20 protein-coding genes are annotated in these 20,948 nt (G+C 57.6%); 15 read left to right on the top strand and 5 right to left on the bottom strand.

What is annotated here, in order from left to right; translation table 11 throughout:
* Positions 1-7: 7 nt before the first annotated feature.
* Complete coding sequence (locus H5P17_RS05215) at positions 8-595, top strand: TetR/AcrR family transcriptional regulator (protein ID WP_044548592.1); 588 nt, start codon at positions 8-10, stop codon at positions 593-595.
* On the opposite strand, the gene H5P17_RS05220 is transcribed toward H5P17_RS05215, so the two are convergent.
* Positions 552-1,310 carry an AraC family transcriptional regulator gene (locus H5P17_RS05220; RefSeq protein WP_220496718.1) on the bottom strand — a complete coding sequence of 253 codons (759 nt, stop codon included), beginning with the start codon at positions 1,308-1,310 and terminating at the stop codon, positions 552-554. The genes H5P17_RS05215 and H5P17_RS05220 overlap by 44 nt on opposite strands.
* Positions 1,311-1,411: 101 nt before the next feature.
* On the opposite strand from H5P17_RS05220, the gene H5P17_RS05225 reads away from it, so the two are divergent.
* From H5P17_RS05225 to ppnP, 14 genes are all read left to right on the top strand, one after another.
* On the top strand, positions 1,412-1,816 hold the full coding sequence (locus H5P17_RS05225; RefSeq protein ID WP_044548596.1) for a nuclear transport factor 2 family protein: 405 nt from the start codon (positions 1,412-1,414) through the stop codon (positions 1,814-1,816).
* Between the two features lie 46 nt (positions 1,817-1,862).
* On the top strand, positions 1,863-2,063 hold the full coding sequence (locus H5P17_RS05230) for a YaiA family protein (RefSeq protein WP_044548598.1): 201 nt from the start codon (positions 1,863-1,865) through the stop codon (positions 2,061-2,063).
* Between the two features lie 143 nt (positions 2,064-2,206).
* Positions 2,207-2,707 carry an RNA polymerase sigma factor gene (locus H5P17_RS05235; protein ID WP_044548599.1) on the top strand — a complete coding sequence of 167 codons (501 nt, stop codon included), beginning with the start codon at positions 2,207-2,209 and terminating at the stop codon, positions 2,705-2,707.
* Positions 2,708-2,783: 76 nt separating this feature from the next.
* On the top strand, positions 2,784-3,737 hold the full coding sequence (locus H5P17_RS05240; protein ID WP_182821698.1) for a FecR family protein: 954 nt from the start codon (positions 2,784-2,786) through the stop codon (positions 3,735-3,737).
* Positions 3,738-3,952: 215 nt separating this feature from the next.
* Positions 3,953-6,640 (top strand): TonB-dependent receptor, encoded by a 2,688-nt coding sequence (locus H5P17_RS05245; protein WP_182821700.1) that lies wholly within the window; start codon positions 3,953-3,955, stop codon positions 6,638-6,640.
* An 84-nt stretch (positions 6,641-6,724) separates the two neighbouring features.
* A complete protein-coding gene (locus tag H5P17_RS05250) occupies positions 6,725-7,291 on the top strand; it encodes a heme acquisition protein HasA (protein ID WP_044548605.1) in 567 nt (188 codons plus the stop codon).
* A 72-nt stretch (positions 7,292-7,363) separates the two neighbouring features.
* Complete coding sequence (locus tag H5P17_RS05255; protein ID WP_044548606.1) at positions 7,364-9,142, top strand: type I secretion system permease/ATPase; 1,779 nt, start codon at positions 7,364-7,366, stop codon at positions 9,140-9,142.
* On the top strand, positions 9,142-10,473 hold the full coding sequence (locus H5P17_RS05260) for an HlyD family type I secretion periplasmic adaptor subunit (protein ID WP_044552816.1): 1,332 nt from the start codon (positions 9,142-9,144) through the stop codon (positions 10,471-10,473). The genes H5P17_RS05255 and H5P17_RS05260 overlap by 1 nt, the downstream gene beginning before the upstream one ends.
* A 5-nt stretch (positions 10,474-10,478) precedes the next feature.
* Positions 10,479-11,279 carry an energy transducer TonB gene (locus tag H5P17_RS05265; RefSeq protein ID WP_044552817.1) on the top strand — a complete coding sequence of 267 codons (801 nt, stop codon included), beginning with the start codon at positions 10,479-10,481 and terminating at the stop codon, positions 11,277-11,279.
* Positions 11,280-11,543: 264 nt separating this feature from the next.
* Positions 11,544-12,317 carry an IclR family transcriptional regulator gene (locus H5P17_RS05270; protein ID WP_044548608.1) on the top strand — a complete coding sequence of 258 codons (774 nt, stop codon included), beginning with the start codon at positions 11,544-11,546 and terminating at the stop codon, positions 12,315-12,317.
* A gap of 200 nt (positions 12,318-12,517) precedes the next feature.
* Complete coding sequence (locus H5P17_RS05275) at positions 12,518-14,083, top strand: OPT/YSL family transporter (protein ID WP_044548610.1); 1,566 nt, start codon at positions 12,518-12,520, stop codon at positions 14,081-14,083.
* Between the two features lie 31 nt (positions 14,084-14,114).
* Positions 14,115-15,044 carry a DUF1177 domain-containing protein gene (locus H5P17_RS05280; protein ID WP_044548612.1) on the top strand — a complete coding sequence of 310 codons (930 nt, stop codon included), beginning with the start codon at positions 14,115-14,117 and terminating at the stop codon, positions 15,042-15,044.
* 4 nt (positions 15,045-15,048) lie between these two features.
* Positions 15,049-15,726: an AroM family protein gene (locus H5P17_RS05285; protein WP_182821702.1), complete on the top strand. Its 678-nt coding sequence runs from the start codon at positions 15,049-15,051 to the stop codon at positions 15,724-15,726.
* Positions 15,727-15,937: 211 nt separating this feature from the next.
* Positions 15,938-16,228, top strand: coding sequence for a pyrimidine/purine nucleoside phosphorylase (gene ppnP / locus H5P17_RS05290; protein WP_044548616.1), 291 nt, complete (start codon positions 15,938-15,940; stop codon positions 16,226-16,228).
* Positions 16,229-16,326: 98 nt separating this feature from the next.
* On the opposite strand, the gene H5P17_RS05295 is transcribed toward ppnP, so the two are convergent.
* From H5P17_RS05295 to H5P17_RS05310, 4 genes are all read right to left on the bottom strand, one after another.
* A complete protein-coding gene (locus H5P17_RS05295) occupies positions 16,327-16,530 on the bottom strand; it encodes a hypothetical protein (protein WP_071827004.1) in 204 nt (67 codons plus the stop codon).
* A 55-nt stretch (positions 16,531-16,585) separates the two neighbouring features.
* Positions 16,586-16,927: a hypothetical protein gene (locus H5P17_RS05300; protein WP_182821855.1), complete on the bottom strand. Its 342-nt coding sequence runs from the start codon at positions 16,925-16,927 to the stop codon at positions 16,586-16,588.
* 344 nt (positions 16,928-17,271) lie between these two features.
* Positions 17,272-18,183, bottom strand: a complete 912-nt coding sequence (gene rdgC / locus H5P17_RS05305) for a recombination-associated protein RdgC (protein WP_020825435.1) — start codon at positions 18,181-18,183, stop codon at positions 17,272-17,274.
* A gap of 88 nt (positions 18,184-18,271) precedes the next feature.
* Entirely contained in the window at positions 18,272-20,884 is a 2,613-nt protein-coding gene (locus H5P17_RS05310; protein WP_182821703.1) for an ATP-binding protein, read from the bottom strand.
* Between the last annotated feature and the right edge of the window lie 64 nt (positions 20,885-20,948).

The following is a 20,948-nucleotide window of genomic DNA, read 5'->3' on the forward strand; positions in this document are numbered from 1 at the left end:
AAACGCCATGGCACGGGTTTCAAAGCAGCAGATGGAGCGCAATCGCGAGGCGATTGAGCAGGTGTCTTCACAGCTTTTTCGCGAACGCGGCCTGAATGGCGTCAGCGTTAACGATCTGATGGCGGCCGTGGGGCTGACGCACGGTGGCTTCTATGGCCATTTTGCTTCCAAGGACCAACTGGCGGCGGTGGCCAGCCGCAGGGCGGTAGAGGAATCCGCTCAGCGCTGGGAAGCCGCCAGCCGTCAGCCGGACCAGCACAATTTGCAGACCTTGGTTGACGCCTATCTGAATGTCAGGCACCGCGACTGCCCGGGCGAAGGCTGCATGGTTGCCGCTCTGGCTGCTGATGTGGCGCGCGAAGATGCGGATAAACCGGTGCATCAGGCTTACCTGAGCGGTGTGAAAGCCATGTTGGCGCGCCTGGAGTCGCTTTCGCCAGATGAACAGCAACCTCAACGACACCAGCAGGCGCTGGTGCAGATGGCGATGCTGGTGGGGGCACTGACGCTGGCGCGGGCAACGCAGGGCGATGCGCTGTCAGAACAGTTTCTTAACGCGACGCGTCAGGCGCTGTTGCCGGCTGACGCTGACTAAAATACAGCCCAGGCGTGGTGCCAAAACGTTGACGGAAGGCGGCAATATAGGCGCTGACATTGTCATAACCGCATTCGCTGGCGATTCGACCGACCGATTCACCGCGCGACAGCGGCTCCAGCGAGCGGATCACCCGTGCTTGCTGGCGCCAACGGGCGAAGGTCACACCGGTTTCGCTGATAAAACGGCGGCTGAGGGTGCGCACGCTCAGCCCGGCCCAGGCGGCCCAGTCACTCTGGGTACGCTCGCTGGCGGGTTCATTCAGCAGGGCACGGGCGATTTTCAACAGCCTGGCGTCCTGCGGTAGCGGTAACTGCAGCGGTATGCTCTGTTCCACAGAAATCTCATCCAACAAGACCCGCAATAGGCGTTGTTGCGCCGGAGCCAGCTTTTGTCCGGCAAAAGAAGCTATGCGCTCCATTAGCGCCTGAATCAATGCGGAGGCAGGGCTCAGATGCGGCTGCGTCGGCAGCGTCGCACAGCAGGACTCCGGCAGATACAGACTCCAGCCGGCGACGTTACCGCATGCCAGCGCCTGGTGCGCACAGTTGGGTGGCAGCCAACCGATGCTGCCGGCGGTCATCGCCCACTGCCGCTCCCGGGTTTCCAGCGCCATCATGCCATGGGTCAACAGGTAGATCTGTCCGCTGGCATGCTGGTGCCAGGGCGTCAGGTGTTTTTTCTCATGCCAAAGTCGCTGGCTTTGCAGGATCATAATGATTGGCCGATTTACGGTATAAAATGTCCAGATGTGGTTATTATGCCATGCCTTGTGCGTTTTATGATCTCCGCGTCATTCAATTCTGGAGATCGACCATGACCCCGAAAACCCCCACAGCTCTGGTGCTCGATGCCTTGCAAAAGATCGTCGCCGCTCCGCAACACCAGCCGGCGCTGATCGCCGAGCTTTTCAGTGCGGATTACCGTCAACAGGTGGACGGCAAGACGCTGGACTATATGCAGTTTGTGCAACACATGGCGTTGCTCAAGCAATTGACTCGCAGCATGACGCTGGAGATGGTCGCCATTGCCGGGCAGGATGACTCGGTGTTGACACACCATAGGGTGCGGGTGGAAAAGCGCGATGGCAGCCTTAGTCGGGTTAAGGTACTGGCGCATTTCACCGTGCGTGAGGGCAAAATCTGCGCCTGCGATGAACTGACGCAGCTGCTGGAAGGCGATCGCGCCGATCGTGATTTGGGGTCCCGCATGTCGGCATAAATCGCGCTGCTATACTTAGCTGTGTGAAATAACACGGGAGATCAGCATGCGCGAAAATAACCGACCTGGCTATCCGAGAACCGCCCGAGTGGTCGCCGTTGACCGAGGCGATCCCAGCTTGCATATGCACCGTTTTGAGGTGCGCACCGATGATATAGAGCCCAATACGCTGCTCAGTGAGCACGAAACCGAGCAGGAGGCGCTGGATGCCAAGCATCGCTATGAGGATCCTGCGCTGGAAGACTAATCACTTCTCCCTCAGAAACCGGCGTAAAGCCGGTTTCTTGTTTTGCCCGCCATGGCCGCTATTTTCCAGTCTTTTATTGATAATGATAATCATTTGTGTGATTTTTATCGCCCCTATTGGGTGTTTCACTTCTGGGAAAAGAGATGTCCAATTCCGAGTTGCAGGCGTTGTTTCAACGCCACATGCGGCCATTGCAAGCTTATTTGAACGCCAAACTGCGCGATCCACAGCTGGCCGCGGACTTGGCTCAGGAAAGTTTTACCCGGCTGACTGAGCTGTATCCGCAGGGCAATATTATCGACATTGAGGCGTACCTGTATAAAACGGCCAAGAATCTGATGCTGGATCATATCCGGCAGCAGCAGCGTCGGCAGACCGATCTGGTCGAAGATGACGTACTGGCACAGCTTCCCGCCGGCGGACCGGCTCTGGAACAGCTGGCGATAGATAGCCAGATGCTGCTGTTGTTGCAACAGGCACTGGCATCGATGCCGGTGCGCACGCAGCAAATCTTCCGGCTTAATCGGCTTGAGGGGTTGACCCAGGCGCAGGTGGCGGCGGAGCTGGGCGTGTCGCTCAGCACGGTGGAAAAACATCTGGCCGGTGCGCTGGAAATCCTGATGGCACGGATGGATGCACAATAATGACAATTTTTTTACGGGTTTATCCGCGTTCAGACGTCTTACTCTATAACCAGACAAAACAGGGGTCTACGCCATCATGAAACAGCTTACTGCGCAGGTGCGACAACAGGCGGCCAGTTGGGCCGTGCGCCTGGCCGAAGGCCCGCTGTCTGCTGAAGACCAGCGCGAGTTGAGCACATGGTTGGCCAGTGAACCGCAGCATGAAGCGGCGTTGCGACAGGCCCGGCAGCTGTGGACGGCGCTGGGCCAATTGCCCGAATCACAGCGGCAACGGCTGCAACCGAAAGTCGCCGAGCTGAAGCGCCCGGTGCGAAGCATATGGCGCACCTGGGCGGTGGCTGCCCTGGTGGTGATCGCGGTTTCCGTTGGCGTTTATGGCGGGCCCGGCTGGTGGATTGATATGCAGGCGGACTATCAGACCCTGCGCGGTGAAGTGCGTCAGATCGCGCTACCGGACGGCAGCCAGGTAGATCTCGACAGCGGCAGTGCCATTGCGCTGGCTTACAGCGGGAGTGAACGCAAGGTCAGGCTGTTGAGCGGAGCGGCCTATTTTACCGTGGCACCAGTGACCGGCAGCGAAACGCGCCCGTTCCGGGTAGAGGCAAATAATGGCGTCACTCAGGCGTTGGGTACCGAATTCAGCGTGGCGCATGTGGCGCAAGGGGTTGATATCAGCGTCCATCAGCACAGCGTGCGCGTATCGCTGGAGGGGGGCGAACGCTCGTTGGTGGTGGCTGAGCGACAGGCCGCACATTATCAAGGGCAAGCGCTGCAGTTGACCAGGCAAAAAACCTCCGACGATGCCTGGCGGCGAGGTTGGTTAGTGATCGACCGTCAGCCGCTGGCGCAGGCGCTTGAGCAGCTTAACCGTTATCGTCGCACCAATGTGGTGGTGCTTAACCCGACGCTTAAGCAGCGGAAAGTCAGCGGCGTATTTGCGTTGAACAATCTCGAAGGGGCAATGCAGGCGATCCGTCAGGAGTTGTCCGCCGATCAGCTAACCCTTCCCGGCATAACGCTTCTCTACTGACGTCTTTTTGGGGCGTTTCACCCCCGGGGCGCCCTGGCTTTTTCCAAACTCTTAACCGATTGATATTACGGGCCTGGTGCCCGTTTTAACCTTTATTTTTCATTCTTTGTAAAAAATCTTTACGGGTTTTTAGTCCCCGGAACGTCCTTATGTTTAAACGAGATTGATTTCCATTATCACTAAGTTTGACATTTTCAGGGCGGAACGCACACACCATGTTTAACCTCAGGGCAGCAACACCGGCCAGCCAACTGACCACGGCGGTACGCGCCGCGTTGGCGGCGATGGTTCTATCACAGCCGTTAACTGTCGTCGCAGCGCCGGTCCCAGCGACCAACACGCAGGCGACGCAGCAAAAAAATTTCAGTATCGCGGCCCAGCCGTTGCAAAGCGCCATGCTGCGTTTTGCCGAACAGGCCGGGATGCAGGTGTTTTTTGACGATATAAAGCTCGACGGCATGCAAGCTGAAGCGCTGAACGGCAACATGAGCGTTGAGCAGGGCATGCGGCGCCTGATTGGCGGTAATCCGGTGGCTTTTCGCCTGCAACCGCAGGGGCAGATTGTGTTGAGCCGCTTACCGGCAACGGTGGGCGCCCAGGGGGCGCTGGAGCTGGACAGCCTGACGGTTGTGGGCACCGGCGGCTTTACTCCCAATGACTGGGTTTATGACGAACCGCGTTCGGTCAGCGTGATCGGCCGCGAGCAGATGGATAATCGCCCGGCGCGCCACGCGGCCGATATTCTGGAGCAAACCAGCGGTACCTATTCCAGCGTCAGCCAGCAGGATCCTGCACTGTCGGTCAATATCCGCGGTATTCAGGATTATGGTCGGGTGAACATGAACATTGACGGCATGCGCCAAAACTTCCAGAAAAGCGGCCACGGCCAGCGCAACGGCACCATGTACATCGATTCTGAACTGCTGTCCGGCGTCACCATAGATAAGGGCACGACCGGAGGGATGGGCAGCGCGGGCACCTTGGGGGGGATCGCGACCTTCAACACCGTCAGTGCCAGCGACTTCCTGGCCCCGGGAAAAGAACTGGGCGGCAAGTTGCACGCCAGCACCGGCGATAACGGCACCCACTTTATTGGCAGCAGCGTGCTGGCGCTGGGCAATGAAACCGGCGATATCCTTTTGGCCGCCAGCGAACGTCACCTGGGCGATTACTGGCCGGGCAACAAGGGCAGCATCGGCAACATTCGCATCAATAACGATACCGGGAATTACGATCGTTACGCCCATGACATCAAAAACAACAAGATCCCCGATACTCACTACCGCATGCATTCCCGGCTTGCCAAGCTGGGCTGGAATCTTCCGGCCAATCAGCGTGTACAACTGAGCTATCTGCAAACTCAAACCTCGTCGCCGATCGCCGGCACGCTAACCAATCTGAGTAACACGCCGCCCTATGATTTGGGCTGGAAACGTACCGGCTACAGCGAAGTGATGGCGCGCAATGCGGCGCTGGACTACAGCCTGGCGCCGGAGGACGTCGGCTGGCTGGATCTTCAGGCAAAGCTGTATTACGTCGATACCCAGGATGACAGCGACACGTACGGCACCGGCACCTTGTTGAACAACGGCTATGACAGCCGCATCCGGCTACGCACTTATGGCGTGCAGGTGCAGAATACTTCGCGCTTCAGCCTGGCGCCGGGCCATGACTTTAGCGCCAACTATGGTCTGGAAGGGTATTACGACAAGGCCACCAGCGACTCTTCTCGCGAAGGGATGGATGGGGTAACGCCGGCCGGCAACCGCTCGGTCAGCAGCCTGTTCGCCAACCTGACCTATGACTATGACGGCTGGCTAACGCTGGAAGGCGGGTTGCGTTATGACCACTATCGGCTGCGTGGCCAAACGGGCCTCAGCTATGCTGATTTCCCGTACACTATCGACAACCCTTGCAAGCAATTGCGGTTGCGTAATTGCCTGGCCACCACTACCCATCAGGAGTGGAACGTCGATAGCGATGAGGGCAAGCTTTCACCGACGCTGGCAGTGGCCGTGCGCCCTGGGGTCGAGTGGCTGGAACTGTACAGCACCTACGGCAAATCCTGGCGCCCGCCGGCCATCACCGAAACGCTGACCAACGGCAGCGCTCACAGTTCTTCCACTCAATACCCCAACCCTTTTCTGCAGGCCGAACGTTCACGCGCCTGGGAAGTCGGTTTCAACGTACAGCAGCCGGATCTGTTCTTCAACGGTGATCGCCTGGTGGCCAAGGTGGCCTACTTTGACACCAAGGTCGACAACTACATCAATCTGGCGATTAACCGTGACAAGCCGGGGCTGGTGCAGCCGAGCATCGGTAACGCGGCCTACGTCAATAACCTGTCGAAGACCCGTTTCCGTGGGTTGGAATACCAGCTTAATTATGACGCCGGCGTATTTTACGCCGACCTGACCTACACCCACATGATCGGCAAAAACGACTTCTGCTCGAAAAATGCCTGGCTCGGCAACCGCCTGCGCTATGGCGCAGGGGTAGGCCCGGGCAACTACTACATGGAGCCTGATCCAACGAGCAATGACTATGTCTCCTGCGACGGGGGTTCACAGTTTGGCACCGCGGCCTACCTGCCGGGGGATCGCGGCTCGGTCACGTTGGGCGGTCGCGCTTTCGATCGCAAATTGGACGCCGGGGTCACCGTGCGCTTTGCGCCGGGTTATCAAGACAGCTCGGTGCCGACCAACTACCCGTATCTGGCCGACTGGCCGAAATACACCCTGTTTGACCTGTACGCCAGCTACAAGCTGACCGACAGCCTGACCCTGCGCGGTTCGGTGGAAAACCTGACCAACCGCGCCTATGTCGTCAGTTATGGCGAAACCCTGGCCAATACCCTGGGGCGTGGCCGTACGGTGCAGGGGGGCGTGGAATACCGTTTTTAAGCAGTAGCAGTAAAAGGGCGTTGCTCATCGTTGAGCACAAGGGCCGCTCCGCAAGGGGCGCCGTTAATCAATGGAGATAGAGAAATGGCATTTTCAGTAAATTATGACAGCAGTTTCGGCAGTTACAGCATTCATGACTATCTGAACGAGTGGTCTACGGCGTTCGGCGACGTCAACCACACCAACGGCAATGTCACCGACTCCAACAGCGGCGGTTTCTATGGTGGCAGCCTGTCCGGCAGCCAATATGCCATTACCAGCACCGCCAATGGCCTCACCTCTTTCGTCGCGGAAGGCAACCTGACCTACACGCTGTTTAACGAGCCGGCGCACACGCTGTATGGCCAACTGGATGGCTTGTCATTCGGTGACGGTCTGAGCGGCGGCGGGGCTTCGCCGTACAACATTCAGGTGCCTGACGTGAGCTTCGGCGGTCTGAACCTCAGCAGCCTGCAGGCGCAGGGACACGAAGGCGTGGTGCACCAGGTAGTTTACGGCCTGATGTCCGGCGACACTGGCGCGTTGGAAACCGCGTTGAACGGCATCCTCGACGACTACGGTTTGAACGTCAATTCCACCTTCGATCAGGTGGCGGCGGCAACGGCGGTGGGCGTGCAGCACGCCGACAGTCCGGAATTGCTGGCGGCCTGATTCAGGTCGTTTGCCCGCCGGTGCAGGGAGCCCCGGCGGGCGCTTTATCGGTTCTAACCTATGGGAAACATCATGAAAAACGCCGTCAGGCGCGGAGAAGTGTTAAGCGTGCTGGCCGCGTTTCGGCGCGGATTCTGGGGCATCGCGCTGTTTACCGCAGTGATCAACCTGCTGATGCTGGCCCCGGCACTGTATATGCTGCAAGTCTACGATCGCGTGCTGCCTTCGGGTAATCGCATGACGTTGGCGATGCTGACGTTGATGGTGGTCGGCCTTTATCTGTTTATGGGCCTGCTGGAGTGGGTACGCAGCCAGGTGGTGATCCGCCTCGGCGCCCAGATGGACATGCGTTTAAACCAGCGGGTGTATAACGCCGCCTTTGAAACCAATCTAAAAACGGGCAACCCGTTGGCCGGACAGGCATTGAACGATCTCACCCATCTGCGGCAATTCGCTACCGGCAATGCTTTATTCGCTTTCTTTGATGCCCCCTGGTTCCCGGTTTATCTGCTGGTGGTTTTCTTGCTGCATCCCTGGCTTGGCGCGTTGGCAAGCGTTGGGGTGATCATTTTGGTGCTGTTGGCCTGGCTCAACCAACGGGTATCGCAGGTACCTCTGGCGCAGGCCAGCCGGGTCGCCCTGAGCGCCACTCAACAGGCCAACGGCAATTTGCGCAATGCCGAAGCCATTGCCGCCATGGGCATGCTGACCGCCCTGCGCCAGCGCTGGCTACGTCAACATCAGCAGTTTCTGCTATTGCAAAATCGCGCCAGCGAGAAAATCGCCACGGTCTCCGCCTGGTCGAAAACCGTGCGGCTGGCGTTGCAATCGCTGATGCTGGGGTGTGGTGCGCTGCTGGCGGTCAATGGCGATATTACACCCGGGATGATGATAGCCGGGTCGATCCTGATTGGCCGGGTATTGGGGCCGATTGACCAATTGATTGGCGCCTGGAAGCAGTGGTCTTCCGCTCGAGAGTCGTTGCAAAGGCTGGAAGTGATGTTGGCGGCCAACCCGACGCGGGCGGAAAGCTTGCCGCTGCCTGCTCCCACAGGAAAACTGAGCGTCAATCAACTGGTGGCTTGTGCCCCGGGGGGCAGTACGCCGGTGCTGCATAACCTCAGCTTTCGTCTGGAAGCCGGTGAAGTGTTGGGGGTGATCGGCGCTTCAGGCTCCGGCAAGACCTTGCTGATGCGGCAATTGGTGGCTGCGCAGTCGCCGTTGAGCGGTGACGTGCGGTTAGACGGGGCGGACATCCATCAGTGGGACCGGCAGTCGCTGGGGCCCTATATCGGCTATCTGCCCCAGGACATTCAACTGTTTGCCGGTACGCTCACGGAGAATATCGCCCGCTTTGGTCAGGTTGACGCCGAAAAGGTGGTCGCCGCCGCCGCGTTAGCCGGGGTACACCAACTGATTTTGCACCTGCCCAAAGGCTATGAAACCGAACTGGGCGAAGGGGGCAGTGGCCTTTCCGGCGGCCAACGTCAACGGGTGGCGCTGGCGCGGGCGTTGTATGGCTCGCCGGCCTTGCTGGTGTTGGATGAGCCGAACGCCAATCTTGACCGTGAAGGGGAAGAGGCGTTGCAGGCGGCGATCGTGGCGCTGAAACAGCAGGGGGCAACGGTGGTGCTGGTAACGCATAAACCGGCGATCCTGGCGGCGACTGACAAGCTGCTGGTTTTGAGTGCCGGGCAGGTGCAGCACTTTGGCCCCAGCGCTGCCATTTTGAAGAAATTGCCCGGCTTTGCGCCCGCCGCCTCTGTTGCACCGGCGAATGCCGGGCACCGCGGTGGGTTTAACGTCGGTTATGCCAACTTTGCCAAAACGGCCAGCGGTGAGCGTAAATGATGAGTCATCAGACAGCCATTTCCCAGGATCTTGAAGCAATAGCCCCGCAGTTTGACGAACGGCGGCATCTGCGCCTCGGCGGTTGGCTGGTGTTGCTGGGGTTTGGCGGCTTTTTACTGTGGGGGCTGTTGGCACCGCTGGACAAAGGGGTGCCGGTTTCCGGCAGCGTGGTGGTTGCCGGCAATCGTAAAGCGGTACAGCATCCCAGCGGTGGCGTGGTGTCGCAAATCAACGTCCACGAAGGCGATCGGGTTAGCGCCGGGCAGGTGTTATTGCTGATGGATACCGTCGACAGCCGGACCCAGCGCGATGCGTTGCGCAGCCAGCATCTGGCCAACATCGCGCAGCAGGCGCGGCTACAGGCTGAGCGTAGTGATTTGAGTGAGGTGCAGTTCCCCGCCGCTTTGCTGGAGCAGGGGTCGCAACCGGAGATCCAGTCGCTGATGCTGCTGCAGCAACAATTATTCACCAGCCGCCGCGCGGCATTGCGCAGTGAGCTTGCGGCTATAGAAGAGAGCATCGCCGGCTCGCAGGCCATGCTGATTGGCCTACGGCAATCTTACGCCAGTAAGCAGCGGCAGAAAGGCATGCTGCAGGAACAGCTAAACGGTATGCGCAAGCTGGCGGCGCAGGGGTATGTGGCGCGTAACCGGTTGTTGGATCTCGAAGGGCAGCAAGCGCAAATTGACGGTCAGGCATCCGAGGACAGCGGCAATATCGGTCGGTTAAGTCGGCAAATTCTTGAGCTGAAGCTGCGGAGCATCCAACGGCGAGAAGAATATCAGAAAGAGGTGAACAGCCAGTTGGCCGATGTGCGGATGAAGCTTGACGAGTTGGACAATCGGCTGGCCAAGGCAGAGGCAGATCTCGGACATACGCAGGTGCGGGCACCGGTGGCGGGGACGGTGGTGGGGCTGAGCGTCTTCACCGAGGGAGGGGTGATCGGCGCGGGTCAACAGCTGATGGAGATTGTGCCCAGCGATCGGGGCCTGCTGGTGGAGGCGCATATTCCGGTAGAGCTGATCGACAAGGTACAGGTTGGGCTGCCTGTTGAACTGCTGTTTTCGGCCTTTAACCAAAGCACCACGCCACGGGTGGAGGGAGAGGTGACCTTGGTCGGCGCTGACCGCTTGAACGATGAGAAAACCGGGGCTCCCTACTACAACGTGCGGGCCAAGGTCGGGGAGGAAGGCCTGCAGCAGCTTAATGGGCTGGAGATCCGCCCGGGCATGCCGGTAGAAGGGTTTATCCGCACCGGCGAACGTTCGATGATGAACTACCTGTTCAAGCCGCTGACCGATCGGCTGCATCTGGCATTGACGGAAGAGTGAGCCTCGTGGTCTCGCAACCGACGTTGCCGTTTGGTGCGCCACACCAAGCCTTGCCGTGGCGACGCAGCCTGTTGGTGGTGCTCGCACTGCACCTGCTTGGCGCGGTGTTGTTCTGGCAATGGCAAAATCGACAGGCCCCGACGGCGATGCCGATGCCGGCGGTGATGATGGTGTTTGCCGAAGCGCCACAGGCGGCTCCGGCCGACAGTACGCCGCCGGGGCAGGCCATGCCACAACCTGAGCCTGAGCCATCGGCGCTGCCAGAACCCTTGCCGCTCCCCCAGTTGCCCGAGAGCTCACAGCCACGTATTGCGCTGCCGCCGGTAAAAAAGAAGGTGCCTAAACCGATTGAAAAAACGCGCAGGATCGCGCAACCGAAGCCGCCTCAGGAGGCGGTGAAAAGCCATCCGCCGGCTCTCGAACAAAATGCCGGTGCGCCGCCCCCGGGGAATGCCAATCGGACTGCCGCGCCGCAAACTCAGTTGACGCCTTATTCGCAGGCAGGTGAAGACAGTTGGCGTAGCCGTATCAATAGCCGTCTCAACCGTTTTAAACGTTATCCCAAAGACGCGCTTCGCCTGAAGCGTCAGGGTATCGGGCGGGTTAATTTTACGCTGGATCGGCAGGGCAACGTGCTGGCGGTTTCACTGGTCAGCAGTGCCGGCCTGCCTTCACTGGATCGTGAAATTATTGCCCTGGTAAAACGCGCTTCACCTTTACCTACGCCGCCGGCCGACACTTTCCATAACGGCGTGGTGGAATTAACCATGCCGATAGATTTCAGTCTGCATAACGCTCGCTTCTGATGCTGGGGCGGCAAAGCCTATTTGCCTGCTCTGGTGAATGACGTTTTCAGCAGCTTGTGCTGATATTTCCCACAGCTTAAGTACATGTGCAAATTAATTACCGCCATGACTTTGGCGATCTGTCCGCTATTTTATTTTCAAAAGCATCATTCTCTTTAATTTTCCACAGCGTAAAAAATAAACTGCTTGACGATAAGTTGTGCGGGTTTTAGTTTCTTATTATCAAACAGGAACTAAGTTCCATATAGTGGAACAAGGCGTGCCATGACAACCTTGGAAAATGCCGCAGCGGTATTAAAGTTATTTTCACAACAGCGGATGATGCATGGGCAACCCGGTATTTCATTCAGCAATGTGGTGAACCAACTGGCGCTGCCGAAAAGTACCGTATCGCGCCTGCTGCAGACCATGGAATCGCAGGGCATGCTGGAGCGCGATCCCGACAGCAAGCTGTATAAAATCGGTCGCTTGCTGCTATCGGTTTCCAGCCATTATCTGTCGACGCCGCTGGTGGACAGCGTGGCGGCCAGCATGGTGCAGCTCAGTCAACAGACTTGCTGCACGGGCTATGTTTCGGTGCTCGAGGGGCAGGAAATCATGGTGATGCGCATGTTCCCGGGCCGTCATTTCCTCCAGGTGGTGACGCCGGCGGGCAGCCGTTCACCGGCGGCGGAAACGTCGGTAGGCAGGGCAATTTTGGCGCGTGACAGCGATGAACAGGCTATTGCGCGCTATGCCGCGGGTTACCGCGTGGCTTCGCCCAATGCTCCGCAATCGCCGGATGCGTTGTTGAGCAAGCTGGCGCAGATTCGGCGGCAGGGCTGGTCGCTGGCGCGTAACGAAACCCTGCAGGGCATCAGTTCGTTGGCGACGGCGGTGACCAACAAGCACCGTAATGAGACGGTAGGGCTCTGTTTGTCCTTTGCTACCCAAGCGGATGAACAACCGTTTTCTTCCGCCGTATTGGCGGCATTGATGACGGTGTCCCGGCAATTGGCGGAAAAATTCGGTGATGATTATTGGCAACAGATCAAATAACGCACTGAAATAATTCCGCTACCACCCAATAATTAATGAAAGCCAACACCAGGGAGTTTATTAATTATTTAACTTGGGATTAAGGGGCAATAAATTATTAATTCAACTCACAGTTCCAAATATCGGAACTGTGACGGCCACTCTGCGCCGAAAAAATGCCCCTTGCCCAGCGTCAGCGAATATTCAGGGAAATTGACTTTATGAAACCCAATACCACCATAAATCCGTTGAAAGATATAGCTACGCTGCTGGTGATGGTGATCCTGTCCATCGTCGGCGCCATCATCGGCGTACAGCTGATCACCACGCTGGGCGTGACGCCCAACACGTCAATCATTGGCGCGCTGTTTGCGATGCTGTTGGCGCGAATTCCGTTGCAGATGTTTCAGCGTTACCGGTCGGTGCATACGCAAAACCTGGCGCAAACGGTGATCTCCTCCGCCACCTTTGGCGCGGCCAACTCATTGCTGATGCCCATTGCCGTGCCTTATGTGATGGGGCAGCCACAGCTGATCCTGCCGATGTTCAGCGGTGTGGCCGTGGCAATGTTGCTTGACGCCTACCTGCTGTATCGCATGTTTGACACCAAAATATTTCCTGCCGCCAACGCCTGGCCGCCGGGCGTTGCGGCGGCGGAAGCCATCAAGGCCGGCGATCGTGGGGGCAAACAGGCCTGGTTACTGGTGGTGGGCGTAGCGGTGGGTATCGCCGGGTCGATGCTTAAAATCCCGATGGCGGCCTTCGGCACCGCCTTCATTGGCAATATTTGGGCTTTGGGGATGTTTGGCGTCGGTCTGCTGCTGCGCGCCTACGCAGAACCTATGGCAGGTTTCGACATCAATGCGCATTTTATTCCTCATGGGGTGATGGTCGGCGCCGGATTGGTGGCGTTGATCCAGGTGGTGCAGGTGATCCGTAGCAAAAACGTCGACGCAGCCGGTTACAGCCAGGCAGATAGCGAAGTGCGTAAGGCGCTGGGGCTGGGAGCCGTTGGCTATGTCGTCATCGCTGCATTGCTGGCGTTGGCCGGCGGACTGTACAGCGAGATGTCACTGACCATGCTGGTGTTGTTTGTGATTTATGCCGCGTTCGCCGCCTTTGTGCATGAGCTGATTGTCGGTATCGCCGCGATGCACTCTGGCTGGTTCCCGGCCTTTGCGGTGGCGCTGATCACCCTGATTATCGGTATTTTGATTGGTTTCCCGCCGGTGGCGCTGTGCGTGCTGACCGGGTTTACCGCCGCCACCGGTCCGGCGTTTGCCGACATGGGGTTTGATCTGAAAGCCGGCTTTATTCTGCGCGGCTACGGTAAAGATTTGCAGCAGGAGCTGCTGGGGCGTCGCATTCAACTGTTCGCCGCCTTGATCGCCTTTGTTATTGCCATTCCGGTGGTGTACTTCGCTTACAGCAGCTACTTCCTGCAGGACCTGATCCCACCGGTAGCGCGGGTGTACGCCAAAACCATCGAGGCGGGCGCGCAGCCGGGCATTGCCTTCAGCTTGCTGATCTGGGCCATTCCCGGGGCCATCGTGCAGCTGATTGGCGGACCCAAACGCCAGCTCGGCGTGCTGTTAGCTACGGGCCTGCTGATCAACAACGCGTTGGCCGGGTGGGCGGTTCTCCTTGGCATTGCGCTGCGCATCCTGATTATCCGTCGCTGGGGCGACAAGGGCCGCACGCCGATGGAGATCATGGCGGCCGGTTTTATTGCCGGCGACGCGCTGTACAACTTTTTCAATTCGATTTTTTCCAGCAAAGGGAAATAACCCCCCGGTTAAATTGTGAGGTCAGCCGATTATGAGTTTGCAACAAACGCTGCAGGTTTTTGAATTAATAGATAATGCTTATGTAAGCGGTCAGGATGTCGTCGATCTGTTTGCGTCTTATCCCGGCATTCGAGCCAGCACGTTGCGTGCCAGCGGACCGAAAGGCGCCACCGATTTCGTGCGAATCGACATCCCCGGCAGCGCCGGTAAAAAACGGGGTGGGGATGCGCCAACCCTGGGCATTGTCGGCCGGTTGGGCGGCATCGGTGCGCGGCCTACGCGCATCGGTTTGGTGTCCGACGGCGACGGGGCGATTGCCGCGATTGCCAGCGCGTTGAAGCTGGCGGAAATGCAGCGCAAGGGCGATGTGTTGGCGGGGGATGTCATCATCACCACCCATATTTGTCCTGACGCTCCAACCCGTCCGCATGATCCGGTGGATTTTATGGATTCGCCGATCGACGACGTAACGATGAACGACAATGAAGTGGTGGCGGAAGCCGATGCGATTTTGTCTATCGACACCACCAAAGGCAACCGCATCATCAACCACAAAGGTTACGCGCTGTCGCCGACGGTGAAAGAAGGCTACATCCTGCGGGTGGCGGAAGACTTGCTGCGGATTATGGAGATGACCAGCGGGCGTCCGGCGGTGACGTTCCCGATCACCACGCAGGACATTACGCCGTACGGCAATGGGGTGCATCACCTGAACAGCATCCTGCAACCTTCCACCGCGACTTCAGCGCCGGTGGTTGGCGTAGCGATCTGTACCGAGTCGGTGGTGCCGGGCTGCGGTACCGGTGCCAGCCATGAGGTGGATATTGCGCTGACCGTGAAGTTCGCGGTTGAAGTGGCGAAAGAGTTCGGGCGCGGTACCTGCCATTTTTACCAGACCGATGAGTACGCGCAGTTGCTGGCGTTGTACGGCAGCCTCAGCCACCTGCAAAAAAGGAAATAACCGGATGAATGCCTCATTTGCCACGCTGACTATCGGCCAGGCACCGCGCAACGACATCATGCCGCTGCTGTCGGCCTATCTACCTGCGGATCAGGTGAGGCATGTCGGGCTGTTGGACGGGCTGAGCCTCGGCCAGATTGCCCAAGGCTACGCCCCCATAGCCGGTGAGAAGGTGCTGGTTTCACGCCTGTTGGACGGCACGCAGGTGAAGCTGGCTGCCCCGCGGGTTGAGCAGGGGCTGCAGCAGAAAATCAGTGAGCTGGAAGCGGAAGGCTGTGAGGTGATCCTGCTGTTGTGCACCGGGGAATTTGGCCGACTGGACGCCGAACATGCGCTGTTGTTGGAGCCGGATCGCATTATTCCACCGCTGATTTCCGCCATTGTCAGCAGGCATCGGGTCGGCATTGTGGTACCGGTAGTGGAGCAAATCAGCCAGCAAGCCGGCAAGTGGCAACGGCTGGCGACGCCGCCCTGTTTCGCCGTGGCCAGTCCCTATCTGGCGGACGACGTGGCGCTGGAACGGGCAGCAAGTGAGTTGCAGCGGCAAGGGGCGCAGGTGGTGGTGCTGGATTGCATCGGCTATCACCGTCAGCATCGCGATTTCCTGCAGGCGCGGCTTGAAATACCGGTGCTGTTGTCCAATGTGCTGGTCGCCAAGTTAGCGGCTGAGCTAATTAACTGAATAAAAAGCAAATAAAATCTTATTTTGCTGAATGTCTGCGGCTTGCCTGCGCCTTTTTGCAAATGGAACCAGGACGGCTGGCTGAGGGGCAATTGCCCGGCAGAATTTTACTCTGCGTCGCGATCGCATTTCGCGTGAAAAACCAGTGACAGATCAACCGCAATCCCCCAATATGGTTTTCCCATAAAGTTGATTACGCGGGTGTCAGTCTATGCTGAAAGTGAACGAGTATTTTGCCGGAAAAGTGAAGTCTATCGGTTTCGATAGTAGCAGCATCGGCCTTACCAGCGTCGGTGTCATGGAAGAGGGAGAGTACACCTTCAGCACCGCCCAGCCGGAAGAAATGACCGTGATTACCGGCGCGTTGAAAGTGTTGCTGCCGGGCTCGCCGGACTGGCAGGTGTTTATGCCGGGTGAGAAATTCTTCGTACCGGGCCACAGTGAGTTCAACCTGCAGGTTGCCGATGCAACCGCCTATCTGTGCCGTTATTTAAGCAAATAATTTTCGCCCCAGTGTGATAAATCAGGGCTCTGCATGCAGAGCCCTAAGACGTCTTACAAAATGAGATATTAGTGAGCGCGCTGCGGTAGAAGGTGCGGTCATTCATCATCTTTTATTTTTAAAACATATTTTTTCCAAAGACGGCTGGAAAGAAATGCATAAATTAATGTGAATATAATAGACGCAAGAAATGCTTTTATTAATGATGCTGGGAAAGTAAGTATCCTGATGTTTGCGATTAAATAAGTGGAAAAAGAAACTCCTGATATAAATGCCAATCTTCTTATTCTTTCTTTTTTCACAATGCATCCCTTTTTCCTAAAAAGGAGAGATTACAATCTCTCCTCACGTAACTACTTACCAATGGCATTGACCGTTTACACTATTCTTATTTCTGTCTCCGCCAAAAGCACCACGTCCGTTATCGCCATTATTCCGGGGATCATTTACTGCATCTACTGCGGCATTATAACCAGCTTCGCCGATAATACCACCGATCCAGCCTCCAAGAGCGGCCCCCAGAGGTGCTCCGGGCCCGGTAACGAGGGCGCCGATGTACCCCCCTGCTATGGCTCCTGCCCCAGCAGCTGCCGTTTTGCCTGCGCTATTAGCCCGGCTACTATTGTCAATCCGGTCACCGCCATTATTCCCGCCGCCGCCAGAAATAGAGTCAAGCATCGATGAATCAATAACTTTCATAAATAATTCCTTTTCATGATGTGATTGATATGAATATATATTAGTGTGTGAAACCATTTACAGGTAGCTTATTTTTCCGTCAAGATCAATACGGGGGTAAAAGAAAAATAAAAGGCAGTTAATGGTTATACTAAAAAGGAATGTTGAAAGGTAAATAAGTCACTGATTGATATGTTTTTAAATATTTGGTCGCTGATTATATATGTAAAAAATTGGCAGTTATAAGGATGAGAGAGTTAGCTCAATTTATATCGGCTACTGGAGGAGTCGGATGTGTCCCTGATAAAGAATGGTGCAGTAGATCAAAGGCTCTGCATGCAGAGCCCTTGGTATTTTCGGTGGGATTAACGCTGGGCTTCGCCACCCAGAGCTTCGATGGTGTTTTTGATTAACGCCGCCAACTCACTGGTCATCAGGATGAAATCGGCATCAAAACGCTGGGCGAAATCGTCACGATCGATATCGTCATTCTGCTCACGCAGCGTATCGGCAAACTTCAGACGCTTCAACGAACCGTCATCCGCCAGCACCAGTTGAATGCGCTCTTGCCAGTCCACTGCCAGTTTGGTAACCAGCTTGCCGGCTTCAATATGTACCGCAATTTCATCGCTGATCAGGTTCTGCTTCTTACAGCGGATCACGCCACCGTCTTCCAGAATCGCTTTCAGCTCCGCCTCGTCCTGAATAATAAAGCCGGCGGGCAGTTCACCGGAACGCACCCATTCGGTCAGCGTCAGCTCGATCGGGCTTTCCATGGTCAGTGGCACCACCGGCAGAGAGCCCAGGCTTTTGCGCAGCAGCGCCAGGGTATCTTCCGCGCGCTTGGCGCTGGCGGCGTCAACCATGATCAGATCGTTGACGGTGTCGATCCACATAAAGGTTTGGTTAAAACGGCTAAAGGCGCGCGGCAACAGGCTGTGCAGCACTTCGTCTTTCAGCGCGTCTTTTTCGGTTTTCTTCAGTTTACGGTGTTGCTCGCCTTCGAGGCGTTCAATTTTGGCCTGCAGCTCTTGCTTGATGACCGGTGACGGCAGGATTTTTTCTTCCTTACGTGCGCAGATGACGATCTGGCCGTTAACCGCATGCGTCAATGCGTCGCTGTGGGAGCCCATCGGGGAGACCCAGCCGGTTTTCGCCATGTCCTGGCTGCCGCACGGGGTGAAAGCAAAAGCGCTGAGCTGTTTTTCCATTTCATCCGCGTTTAGCGCAACTTCGCGGCTCAAACGGTAAACCATCAAATTCTTAAACCACAGCATAATGTTATCCCTGGCTGGGCGTGCACCTGGCACGCTTATTCATCAAAAGCAGGGCGGCATAATAACGAATCAGAGGCGAAAAATCGCCTCATTCCCTCCGAATTGCGTCGCCGTCCGCGTTTGAACGCCGTGCCCGTTGCAGCGCCAACGCCAGTTGCCGCTGGCTGAAAGGCTTACGCAGCAGTTCAACGTTTGGCAGATTTTCTTCGTGCTGACGGCGGATGTCCTGGCCGCTGATCAGCAGGGCGGTCAGCTGTGGGTTAATCTCTCGCGCCAGCCCAATCACCTGCACGCCGTCCAGCTCACCCGGCAGCATCAGGTCGCTGATCAGTATGTCTATATCCGGCGTCTGGCGCAGCAGCGCCAAAGCTTCCTGACTGTCCGCGCAGTCCAGCGTCAGGTAGCCGAGCTGGTGCAAGTGTTCGCATAGCGTATGGCGAACGTCGTTTTCATCTTCCAGTACCAGCACCAGATTGTCGGTGTTCAGGCTCTCCTCAAGCGCGGGTGAAGGCACTTCCTCTGGCGCTGGCGTCGGTGCTCGCGGCAACTGCAGGCGCACCAGCGTGCCCTTGCCCGGTGTGGTTTCAATCTGTACCCGGCCGCCGGACTGGCGGACAAAGCCATAGACCATCGACAGCCCCAACCCACTGCCGCTGCCTACCGCCTTGGTGGTGAAGAAGGGTTCGAACACCTGAGCCTTCACCTCTTCCGACATGCCACAGCCGGTATCAATCACTTCCAGCGCCACCATGTCCTGCTTTTTGCCGCCGCTGCGCACTACCCGTTGGTTGTAGATGCGAATATTCACCACTCCACTGCGGCCTTCCATCGCATCGCGCGCGTTGACCACCAGGTTGATGAGCGCATTCTCCAACTGATTGGCATCGATCCAGGCAGGCCAGCCAGGGCGCTGTGCCTCGATGCTCAGCGAGAGCGTGCTGGGTAGTGAATGGCGCAGCAGCTCTTGCAGGTTTTCCACCAGCGCCTGCAGCATGATGGCCTGCGGATGTAGAGCCTGCTTGCGCGAGAATGCCAGCAGCCGCTGGGTGAGCTGTGCGCCACGTTCGGCGGCCTTCAGCGCCCGAAGGATGCGCTGTTCGGTCTGTGCGTCCTGCGTTTGTTGAGTGGTCAGTTCCAGGCTGCCGATAATCACCGCCAGCAGATTGTTGAAATCATGCGCCAGGCCGCCGGTGAGCTGGCCGACCGCCTTCATTTTCTGGCTGTGCAGCAGCGCTTCTTCCAGCGCTTTGCGCTCGGTGCGTTCCAGCACCACGTTGACCACGCCACGGTTCGGTACCGGACTGAAGCGCAGCTCTACGGTACGGCCATCGCTCAGGCGCAGTTCCTGCGGCTGTGGCAGTTCGCTCGACAGATTGGCCAGCACCGCCTCCCAACGTTGGCCTGCCGGTGGCGTAACCTGTTGCAGTAGCTCACGGTAGTGCAAGCCGCGGTGCAGCTGGTGCTCGTTGAGTCCCAGCAGCAAGGGGTATTGCGGGTTCCACACCACCAGTTGACCGTCGTTATCAAACAGCGCAAAACCGTCGCGCATCGCCAGAAAGGTGGTTTCCAACTGGGTGCTTTTTTCTTTCAGCAGGCGGGAGGTCTGCTCCAGCGAGGCGGTGTTGCGCGCAAAAACGTTGAATGCGCGCGCCAGTTCGCCCAGTTCGTCACGGCGTTGCAGCGCCGGTACGCTGACGTCACGTTCGCCGCGCGCCAGCCGCGTCATGGCGCCGGCGATTGCCGTCAGGTTGGAACCGAGGTTGCGGTAGATATACAGTCCGGCGAAGCCGGTAATCACCAGTGCCAGCAACGCGAACAGGCCGATAAACCAACTGATGGAGCTGAGCTCATTATGGGTTTGGTGGGTGCGCAGCTCCGACTCGTTGGCCACCTTTTGCACGTAAAGGTTGATATCGTCGTTGAGCATCGCGACTAACGCTTTGATGTGGTAGGTGTAATAGGCCAGGGCCAGGTCGCTTTGTTCCAGCTCCAGCGTTTCGGGCAGCAGGCGCTGTTCGCTGAGCCGAAACTGGCGCATTTTCTCGTCTACCAAGGCATCTGGGCTGTGTTGCGGCCAGTAGGCCATAACGCTGTCGAGCTGCTGGGCCGCAGCCTTGGGCGTTGGGGTCTGTATGGCGATCGCCAGCAGCCGGTCGATCTGACTTAGCAGCGGCTGCGAGGGCTGGTTGAGATTATTGCGCTGATTGAGGGTGGCGATATGCCGCAGCGTACTCTGTGACTGATACAGCCCGCTGAGCAGAATATTGCGTTGCAGATGCCGTTGGTGTCCCAGATCCAGCATGCGGGTTACGCTGCTTTCCAGCGCGTTGCTGCGGCTGATGATGCGCTTGACCAGTGCCGGTTCGCTGTGGGCCAACGGGGCGTCGGCCAGCCGGCTGAGCGAGGTTTGCAGCACCAACTGCGTTTGTTTCAGCCGGGCGGATTCGCTCTGGTATTCCAGCGCACCCACCACTTGCGAGAGCCGAATAGCCGCGGTCGCCACGTTGGAGGTATCCCGGCTCAGCGCCATGCTGCCGTTCATTTCTGCCAGGGTTTGCGCCTGCATCTGTTCCTGCAGCTTGCCCGCATGGTAGAAACCGAAGATCGCTACGCCGCTGACCATCAGCGTCACCGCCACCACCAGCAGGTTGAACATCAACAGGCGCCCACGCGCGCCGGCAAGGAAAGGCAGTCTGCGCATCGAATCCCCCGTAACTGACTGTTCGCAGTATAAATCCCCGTCCCATTAACAATATGACAAAGAT

It is taken from the genome of Serratia sp. OS31 (assembly GCF_014164835.1).
In the GTDB taxonomy this organism is placed as follows: domain Bacteria; phylum Pseudomonadota; class Gammaproteobacteria; order Enterobacterales; family Enterobacteriaceae; genus Serratia; species Serratia liquefaciens_A.

Coding starts and splice junctions, on each gene's coding strand:
- H5P17_RS05215 (WP_044548592.1), top strand. CDS start 8: ATGGCACGGGTTTCAAAGCAGCAGATGGAGCGCAATCGCGAGGCGATT.
- H5P17_RS05220 (WP_220496718.1), bottom strand. CDS start 1,310: ATGATCCTGCAAAGCCAGCGACTTTGGCATGAGAAAAAACACCTGACG.
- H5P17_RS05225 (WP_044548596.1), top strand. CDS start 1,412: ATGACCCCGAAAACCCCCACAGCTCTGGTGCTCGATGCCTTGCAAAAG.
- H5P17_RS05230 (WP_044548598.1), top strand. CDS start 1,863: ATGCGCGAAAATAACCGACCTGGCTATCCGAGAACCGCCCGAGTGGTC.
- H5P17_RS05235 (WP_044548599.1), top strand. CDS start 2,207: ATGTCCAATTCCGAGTTGCAGGCGTTGTTTCAACGCCACATGCGGCCA.
- H5P17_RS05240 (WP_182821698.1), top strand. CDS start 2,784: ATGAAACAGCTTACTGCGCAGGTGCGACAACAGGCGGCCAGTTGGGCC.
- H5P17_RS05245 (WP_182821700.1), top strand. CDS start 3,953: ATGTTTAACCTCAGGGCAGCAACACCGGCCAGCCAACTGACCACGGCG.
- H5P17_RS05250 (WP_044548605.1), top strand. CDS start 6,725: ATGGCATTTTCAGTAAATTATGACAGCAGTTTCGGCAGTTACAGCATT.
- H5P17_RS05255 (WP_044548606.1), top strand. CDS start 7,364: ATGAAAAACGCCGTCAGGCGCGGAGAAGTGTTAAGCGTGCTGGCCGCG.
- H5P17_RS05260 (WP_044552816.1), top strand. CDS start 9,142: ATGAGTCATCAGACAGCCATTTCCCAGGATCTTGAAGCAATAGCCCCG.
- H5P17_RS05270 (WP_044548608.1), top strand. CDS start 11,544: ATGACAACCTTGGAAAATGCCGCAGCGGTATTAAAGTTATTTTCACAA.
- H5P17_RS05275 (WP_044548610.1), top strand. CDS start 12,518: ATGAAACCCAATACCACCATAAATCCGTTGAAAGATATAGCTACGCTG.
- H5P17_RS05280 (WP_044548612.1), top strand. CDS start 14,115: ATGAGTTTGCAACAAACGCTGCAGGTTTTTGAATTAATAGATAATGCT.
- H5P17_RS05285 (WP_182821702.1), top strand. CDS start 15,049: ATGAATGCCTCATTTGCCACGCTGACTATCGGCCAGGCACCGCGCAAC.
- ppnP (WP_044548616.1), top strand. CDS start 15,938: ATGCTGAAAGTGAACGAGTATTTTGCCGGAAAAGTGAAGTCTATCGGT.
- H5P17_RS05300 (WP_182821855.1), bottom strand. CDS start 16,927: ATGAAAGTTATTGATTCATCGATGCTTGACTCTATTTCTGGCGGCGGC.
- rdgC (WP_020825435.1), bottom strand. CDS start 18,183: ATGCTGTGGTTTAAGAATTTGATGGTTTACCGTTTGAGCCGCGAAGTT.
- H5P17_RS05310 (WP_182821703.1), bottom strand. CDS start 20,884: ATGCGCAGACTGCCTTTCCTTGCCGGCGCGCGTGGGCGCCTGTTGATG.